This window comes from Methylobacterium sp. E-005 (genome assembly GCF_022829725.1).
GTDB lineage: Bacteria > Pseudomonadota > Alphaproteobacteria > Rhizobiales > Beijerinckiaceae > Methylobacterium.
The window spans coordinates 180,922-188,772 of record NZ_JAKSYG010000062.1 but is presented as its reverse complement, the minus strand read 5'-3'; the positions used below and the strand labels follow the sequence as shown (position 1 = coordinate 188,772).

7 protein-coding genes and 1 pseudogene are annotated in these 7,851 nt (G+C 69.3%); 2 read left to right on the top strand and 6 right to left on the bottom strand.

The window, feature by feature from the left end; genetic code table 11:
- Together MKK88_RS06950 and MKK88_RS06945 are read left to right on the top strand one after the other, a co-directional pair.
- A partial coding sequence (locus MKK88_RS06950; protein ID WP_279602100.1) for a TCP-1/cpn60 chaperonin family protein occupies positions 1–295 on the top strand: 295 nt, incomplete at its 5' end.
- A 412-nt stretch (positions 296–707) separates the two neighbouring features.
- Positions 708–1,872: pseudogene (locus MKK88_RS06945) on the top strand (IS3 family transposase); the annotation flags it as partial.
- A gap of 176 nt (positions 1,873–2,048) precedes the next feature.
- Here the strand turns inward: MKK88_RS06945 and fae are convergent.
- The 6 genes from fae to MKK88_RS06915 all read right to left on the bottom strand — a co-directional run bounded on the left by fae (position 2,049) and on the right by MKK88_RS06915 (position 7,837).
- Positions 2,049–2,561: a 5,6,7,8-tetrahydromethanopterin hydro-lyase gene (fae, locus tag MKK88_RS06940; protein WP_091713492.1), complete on the bottom strand. Its 513-nt coding sequence runs from the start codon at positions 2,559–2,561 to the stop codon at positions 2,049–2,051.
- A gap of 238 nt (positions 2,562–2,799) precedes the next feature.
- Positions 2,800–3,633, bottom strand: coding sequence for a triphosphoribosyl-dephospho-CoA synthase (locus MKK88_RS06935; protein ID WP_243998198.1), 834 nt, complete (start codon positions 3,631–3,633; stop codon positions 2,800–2,802).
- The gene (locus tag MKK88_RS06930; protein ID WP_243998196.1) at positions 3,630–4,538 is read right to left on the bottom strand and encodes a RimK family alpha-L-glutamate ligase; all 909 of its coding nucleotides are present in this window, start codon (positions 4,536–4,538) and stop codon (positions 3,630–3,632) included. The genes MKK88_RS06935 and MKK88_RS06930 overlap by 4 nt, the downstream gene beginning before the upstream one ends.
- A gap of 260 nt (positions 4,539–4,798) precedes the next feature.
- Positions 4,799–5,773: a methenyltetrahydromethanopterin cyclohydrolase gene (mch, locus tag MKK88_RS06925; protein ID WP_243998194.1), complete on the bottom strand. Its 975-nt coding sequence runs from the start codon at positions 5,771–5,773 to the stop codon at positions 4,799–4,801.
- On the bottom strand, positions 5,773–6,921 hold the full coding sequence (locus MKK88_RS06920; RefSeq protein ID WP_243998192.1) for an ATP-grasp domain-containing protein: 1,149 nt from the start codon (positions 6,919–6,921) through the stop codon (positions 5,773–5,775). Before MKK88_RS06920 ends, mch begins: the two co-directional genes overlap by 1 nt.
- Before the next feature lie 22 nt (positions 6,922–6,943).
- A complete protein-coding gene (locus MKK88_RS06915; RefSeq protein WP_243998221.1) occupies positions 6,944–7,837 on the bottom strand; it encodes an NAD(P)-dependent methylenetetrahydromethanopterin dehydrogenase in 894 nt (297 codons plus the stop codon).
- Positions 7,838–7,851 lie beyond the last annotated feature (14 nt).

Genomic DNA, 7,851 nt, shown 5'->3' with positions numbered 1-7,851 from the left:
GATCCGCCAGATCGCCCAGAACGCGGGCGTCGAGGGTTCGATCGTGGTCGGCAAGATCACCGACAACACCTCCTCGGAGACCTTCGGCTTCAACGCCCAGACCGAAGAGTATGTCGACATGATCCAGGCCGGCATCGTCGACCCGGCCAAGGTGGTGCGCACCGCCCTGCAGGACGCCGCCTCGGTGGCCGGCCTGCTGGTGACCACCGAGGCGATGGTCGCTGACGCCCCGAAGAAGGACAGCGGCGCCCCCGCGATGCCGGGCGGCGGCGGCATGGGCGGCATGGACTTCTAAGTCCACGCCAACCTGCGAGACGACGGAAGGGGGTCGCCGAAAGGCGGCCCCTTTTTTTTGGCCGGACCCCGCGGTTCCGCCCGATACATCGAAAGGCGATCGGGATTCGGCAGTTCGCTGCCGCAATCCTACACACTGCACGTTGTCTTTCCGTACAGTCCCTGAAAGCTCGATCGCGGATAGAGTAATTGGTCGGGTAATCAAATGTTGTTGTGGGGCAACGCCGCCCACGCCTTCGACGTGGCGCGCCATTATGACGATGCTCGACGTGGCAAATTTTGGATCAGTGCGGTCTGCGTTCGCATCCTCCGAATCAATCTGTGGGCCGATTGATGGATTTGTCGGGTTAGCCTGCCCCCTGAAAAGTGATCCTCCCTGAGGTATGGCTTCGCGCCATGTGGAGGATGTTATGGTGCGTCGGAAGAAGCAAACGGCTGAAGAGATCGTCGCCAAGCTGCGCCAAGTCGATGTCTTGGTCTCGCAAGGCCGCAAGGTCTCTGGGCAATCCGATCCAACGAGGTGACGGAGGTCACGTACTATCGTTGGCGATCCGAGTACGGCGGCTCGAAGGGAGATCAGGTCAAGCGGTTGAAGTCTCTGGAAACTGAGAACCAGCGCCTCCGCCGGGTGATCTCGGACCTGACGCTGGAGAAGCTCATCCTGAAGGAGGCGGCTTCGGGAAACTTCCGAGCCCGGCCCGCCGCCGGGCTTGTGTCGATTACGTCGTAGCCGAGCATGGCGTGTCAGAACGGTTCGCTTGCTGCGTTCTCGGTCCGCACCGCACGACACGGCGCAAGTGCGCCGTGGTGGTCGAGGACGAGGCCGCACTGACCGCCGCCATCGTCGCACTGGCTCTGTGGCACGGGCGCTACGGGTACCGTCGGATCACCGGGCTGCTGCGTCGCGATGGCTGGACGGTCAACGTGAAGCGGGTCGAACGGATCTAGCGGCGGGAGCGGGTGAAGGTTCCAGCCCGACAGCCGAAACGAGCGCGCCTTTGGCTCAACGACGGCTCGTGCGTGCGCCTGCGGCCGGAGCGACCCAACCACGTCTGGTCCTACGACTTCGTCGAGCACCGGACGTATATCGGTCGCAAGTCCCGGATGCTGAATGTCCTCGATGAGTTCACCCGTGAGTGCCTGGCCATCCGCGTATCTCGTAAGCGGAAGGCGCACGACGTGATCGATGTCCTCTCGGATCTATTCAGCCTGCGCGGCGTGCCAGGCCCTATCCGCTCAGACGATGGACATGAATTCATCGCCCGATCTGTCGAAGACTGGAGCGTGGCGGTCGACTCAGAGACCGCCTACATCGAGCCGGGCAGTCCGTGGGAGAACGGGTATTGCGTGAGCTTCAACGCGAAGCTGCGGGACGAACTCCTCGACGGCGAGGTGTTCTACACCCTCAAGGAAGCCAGCGTCGTGATCGAGCAATGGCGGACGCACCACAACAGCATCCGGCCACACTCATCCCTCGGCTACTGACCGCCTGCGCCGGAGGTCGTCATGTGGCCAACGGAACCGAGCGGCTCAGTGCCGCCCGCTCGGCCTGCCATCGTGACGCGACCGACGATGCACGAACTTCAAACCCGGGCCACCCGATGGGGGCAGGCCAGTCAGCGAAAACGAAAAACGGGACGGCTCTCGCCGTCCCGTCCGAGGCCTACTTATCGGCCGAGAAAGATCGAAGCCAGTCGCTGGAGCAGGCCCCGCGGTGCGGGCGGAGGCTCGCTCTGCCCAGGACCGTCCCCGATCTAAGCGTTGGCGGCGAAGGGGTGCTGCGCCGAGTTGCGCTGCTCCGTGACCGTCGAAGCCTTCGGCTCGCCGTTGACGGCGCGCTGGATCGACAGCTTGGTCGCCTCGTAGTTGTACTTCTGGATCTTGGCGTCGTCGGCCGCCTCCCAGTGGATGAACACGCCGACCAGGATGAACAGGTCGTCGGCCTCGTCCGCCGGGATGATGCCCTCAGCCACCGCGTCCTGGACGGCCTTGGCAACGCCGTGCTGGGCCGGGCCGAACATCTGGACGGCCTGACGGGCGTCGTTGATGGTGACCTTGTTGAACATCAGGGTGTTGGGCTTGCACGGCAGGTTCGGCGCGATGACCGCGAGCAGGCTGGTGAAGCCGTGCTTGTTGTTCACGAGGCCGTTGCAGAAAGCCGTCTCGGCGGGCGAACCGCGCGGTCCGATGATGAGGTCGATGTGGGCGACCTCGTTGCCGTCGCCGACGAGGGCCTCGCCGACCTGAACCTTGGTGATCTTCGCCATTCGGTGTCTCTCCCTGGATTCCGAACTAGAGCCGCCGCGCCGGGCATGCGCCGCGGTCGGGAAGCCATCCTTGTTATCGGCGCCCGACCACCGGCCGAGCCGGAGGGGTCGAGCCGGTTGGGCCGGACAGCGCGGCGGACCCTACAGCGGGCCCCTGCGGCTCACAACCCGCGCAAGGCCCTGCCGCGAAGGAATTTCTTACCCTCCGACCCTGGGAACTCCGGAACGCGAACGCGGTTCAGGTCAGCGCGGCGCCCGCCGCCCTCAGCGCGTCCCAGAACAGGGTCGTCACCGTGAAATCGGCACTCGTGCCGGGGTTCAGGCCGCGTGCCTTCAGCGACGCGTCGAGGACCAGCAGCCGCTCGACCGGCTGCGTGGCGAGGTCCAGGCCGGCCAGCGTCGACTCAACCTCCCGGCGAAGACCCTCGGCGACGGTGTGGCCCCTCTTCCGGGCGATATGGCTGTCCGGGACCGACCGGAGATAGGCGAGATGCACCGCGGTTGTGCACCAGGATGGGTCGAGCCCCCGCACACGCGCCTCGGTGAGGGCCGGCAGGCCGATCGCCGTCACGTCGGCGAAGCCGGTCCCGTAGGCGCGGGCGATGCGGTCGCGATCGGCGGCCTCCGCCATCGCGTCGCGGAGGGAGGCGGGGGCCGCGGCGGCGACATCGTGCCGTTCCGCCCGGCCGAGGCCGCCAGGATTGGCCAGCCGGATCGCCGCGAAGACCCCCACCGCGTCCAAGCGATCGAGGGTGTCGAGCACCGCCACGACCCCCTCGCCCCGCTCGGCTGCGGTGGCGAGGGGTGCGCAGAGGAGCAGGATGCCGAGGTTGGTGTTCTGGCCCACGGCCGCCATCGTGGCGGCGACACCGTCGCGGATCCGCTCGCCGACCCTTGCGCCGGGCCGCGCCAGCGGCGGCGCCGAGACCTCGGCGCTGGTGACGAAATCGGCCACGACCATCCGATGGCCCGGGGCGAAGGCGTGGACGTTGCCGGGCTTGAGGGCGTCGAGCTCCGCGAGGCAGGCGGCTCGGTAGAGCGTGCCGATCAGCCCCGGGTCCAGCCTGCTCATGCCACCACGAGCCGCGGCCGGCTCGCGCCCCGTACCGCGGCGAGGAAGCCTCGAACCACGGCGGCCGCGATATCGGTCTCACACACCGTCTGGAGCCCCGACCAGGCCGGCATGGAATTGACCTCCAGGATGGAGAAGCCGCCCTCCCCGTCCTCGACCAGATCGACGCCGGAATAATCGACGCCGATCGCCTGGGCCGCAGCCTCGGCGAGCTCAGCAGCGGCGCGCGGCATCGCCCAGGGAAGCGGCCGGCCGCCCCGGTGGACGTTGGTGATCCAGCCGTCGCCCTCACGGATCATGCCGGCGATCGCCCGCCCGTCGCAGACGAACACCCGGTAATCGCGCCACAGCCCGTCCCGGCGCGGCACGTAGCGCTGGAGGTAGTAGACCCGGGCCACGGCCTCCTCATCGGGTAGATCCTCCGGGCGCTCGATCAGGGCGAGTCCCTCCCCCTGCGAGCCGAACAGCGGCTTGAGCACAAGCGGCGCCCCGGGCCGGGCTTCTGCAGCGACGAGGTCGGCCGCGGCCTCGCGCTTGGAAAACACCCAGGTCGCCGGGGTCGGCAGGCCGGCCCGGGCGATGAGCAGCGAGGTGGCGGCCTTGTCGACCGAGCGTTCGGTGGCGGTCGGGCTGTTCCACACGGTGACGCCCGCCGCCACCAGGGCGTGCAGCACCCCGAGCCGCATCGTCGTGGCCTCGAAGGTGCCCCCGGCAATCGTGCGCATCAGGACACCGTCCGGCAAAGCCTCCGGGAAGCCGGGGACGCGCAATGGCTCGCCGCCGCCCGTGACGACGGCGACGTCGGCCAGGGAGAACAGCACCGGCTCGACGCCCTTGGCCTGGAGGGCTGTGAGTAGACGGTTCTTGTGCCAGTTGCCGTTATCGGCGGCGAGCCCGATGCGCATGGGGTGCCTAACGATTGACAAGGGCTCGCCCGTGAGGCGCCCTTGAAAGGAGGTTGTCCGCCGGGGTGGCGCGGAACCCTGCGCGTTCCCGGTTTGCACACCGATGGCGGCGGCATTCTCGCCTCCCCCTGCGGGGAGGTGGGGTGGTGCAGGATGGGGCGAGGCGGTGCCTTCTGCGCCACCTCCGCCCCCGGCTCCTCCCCGCACGTGGGCGGGAAAAGCGCCGTCCTGCCGAACGGTTGAACCTCGGAGAGAGGCCCTCAGGCGAAGGATGCCTCCACCAGGGTCGGCTCCAGACGGCCGCCGCGGTAGGTGGCGCCCGAGCGCACCGAGGTCACAATCGCCTCCGCCGGGGAGAACAGCGCGCCATCGATCTTGTAGAAATCGCCGTTCACCCGGGCGAAGATGTCGGCGAAGGGCGCGCCGTGATCGCTCGACGTCGTCGAGGGCAGCTGCTCGGCGAGTTGCTGGGCGTCCGCATCGTCGGCATCCACGAAGAGCTGCACCCGGCCGCCATAGATGATCGCGTCGTTGGTCCGGCCCATCGCCTTGATGAAGTCAGGATGGGGCGGCGACAGGGGGGCGGAGCCGATCCCGTCTACGATGGCGTGCAGATCGAAGCCCACGGTGTGGGCCTTGTGCAGGGCGACTTCCAGCACGCGGGCCACCACCTGCGTGGAGCCGGCGAGGCTCTGGGTCGGTGCGAAGATGAAAGTCAGGTCCTCGGGCCGCAGGCCGGTGGCTTCCGCCACCTTGGCGACGACGCTGTCGGGCGGGCCGCCGGCCGCCTCCAGCACCAGCGCCGTGCTGGTCGCCGAATCGCGGTAGCCGAGTTCCTGGTACAGGTCCTCGACCACCGCCACCGCGCGGCCCGGCCCCGACCCGAGGGCGAAGAAACCGGAATCGCCGGTCTCGTCCGCGAGGCTCCAGCCCGCATACTGGCTGCCGAGGCAGGCGAGCACGGGATCGGCGGCGTGGACCGTCACCGAGTAGGGCCAGGACGCGATCGGCCCGCTCGGCGCGATGGTGACGGTGCCGAGGCCGCCGAGGCAGATCTCCGCGATGCGCCGCCCGGCCTCGATCGACCCGCGCGCCTGCGCCCCGGCATCGACCATCCGGGCGCCGCCCGTCGCCTGCGACACGGAGAGCCGCAGGGTCGCGGCGTCCGCCACGAAACGCTCGACCAGCGGACCGGAGAGCGTGTTGATGCTGGGATGGGACGGGCTGGCACTCATCACGGGGCTTCCTCGGGCTGTGTTTTCTGCGCTGCGAGGGCCGCCCGGAGGCGGGCCGTTCGCGATTCCAACAGGTCGAGCGCCTCCGCCCGGTCTGCGCCTTCGGCCAGCACCGTGCAGAGCGGCGCGTCGCGGCGGACCACCGAGCCGGGGCGCGGGCGGTCGCGCACGCAGTCCGGCCAATCGTGGTCCGGCACAGGCGCAAGCTCCCGGTCGGCGTAACAGATCTGCGCGGCCGCCGCACCCACCGGGTTCGGCCCACAATCCGGCATCGCGCCGAGGCAGGCGGCGATATGGGCTTCGAGCAGCGGCACCGCGCGGCGGTCGAGGATGTCGAGCGTCGCGCCGGGGCGGGGATTGATCTCCATTAGCCACCAGTCGGCGCCGTCGACCAGAACGTCCGCGCTGGCGAGGCCCATCAGCCCGGTCGCGGCCACGATCCGCGCTGCAGCTTCGGCGATCGCCGCGACCAAGCCGAGTGATAGGGACGGCGGCTCGGCGGCACTGCGGACCAGCGCCCCGGCATAGCGATAGGGCCGGATCGGGGTCGGCGCGCACCATTGCTCCGTGACGGCCAGGATCCGGATCGTGCGGCCGTCGGCGAGAAAGTTGAGGGCATGCGCCCGTCCGGGCACGCGCGCCTGGAGATAGTGGCCCGGCGGCGGTGCCGACTCCTTCGCCGCACGGATATGGGAGCCGCCGCTGCCGCCGATCCGCTTGATGAGCCATCGTGACGGATCATCGGGCGGATCCCTCGACACCGGGGGATGTGGCACGTCGAGGCGTGCGCAGAGGGCGGCGAAGGCGGCCGGATCCTTGAGGCTCGCGATGGTCTCTGCGGTAGCGCCGAGAAGCCGGTGCCGGCGCGCGAGGTCCGCAACGAGCCCGGGCGCGTCCTCGAAGCCGCTGCCCAGAACGACGCCGATCGGTCGCCCGGCCGCCGCCGCGAGGTCGGCGAGCGCGGCCAGCGTCGCGGCGGCGCCCGGCGCCGTGCCGAAGGGGCCCGGCAACGGACGGTAGGCCTCGGCGGCGGCCAGGGTGTCGGAATCGCCGAACAGATCGGCCACGTAGGGCCGCAGGCCGGCGCGCCGTGCCGCCTCCGCCAGGGCACGCCCGGCCTGGGTGGCGATCAGGATCGCGTCTGCCATCCCGATCGGGCTCGGATCGCCTTCAGCCGGCGATCTCGACCGCGAGGGTGTAGGCATCGCGGAAGTCGAGGCACAGCGGCGTGTCGGAGGCCAGCATCCGATCGAACAGGCGACGCTGCGTCTGGTACTTCACGTTCCCGACCGCCAGGGCGCCGATGCCGACGCCCTTGCCGGTGGGCAGGGGCACGTCCACGGCGTTCACGTCGATCCCCGCGATACCGGCAGGCGGCACGGCGTTGACGTCCGAGGCCACGAGCAGCTTCGGCGCCGATTGCAGATCCTCGGCCGTGAGGATCGGGATGCCGGCGGGGCCAGCCGAGAGGATCACGTCGGCGTCCCGGATGGCGACGCGGCGATCCTCTGGCGTGGTGCCGTCGACGGCGCCGACTTCGATACCGAAGCGCCACTTCATCGTGAAGGCGATCTTCGAGACGCGCTCCTCGCCGTCATGGCCGACCAGCACCGTGGTCGCGCCCTGAAGCGCTCCGATCACCGCCGCCACGTAGGCCACGACGCCGGCCCCGCCGAAGATCACGATCCGCTTGCCCTGGAGGTCGGTGTTGAACGTCTGCCGGAGCGCCCGGGAGACCTGCGCCACCATGGCGGCGCCGGTGGTGAACGAGCCCGCCGGATCGGCGAAGACGTGGTTCACGAAGGGCGGCACGAAGGCCTTCTTGGCGCGATCGACCATGTCGAGGGCATCCTCGGCGTTCTTGCCGCCGATGAAGATGCCGGTCCGGGTCCCGTCCGCCGGAGACCGCGAAAAGATCGAATCCTGGGTCAACGAGACCACGTCGGCGAGGCTGACCTCCGTGTAGGTCACCACCGTCTCGAAGCCGGCATCCACGGCCATGTTCACGTCGAACGGGCTCATGTGCCGGAGCGGCGTCAGCATATGGAGGATCGAGCGGGCCATGGCTTCCCCGTACG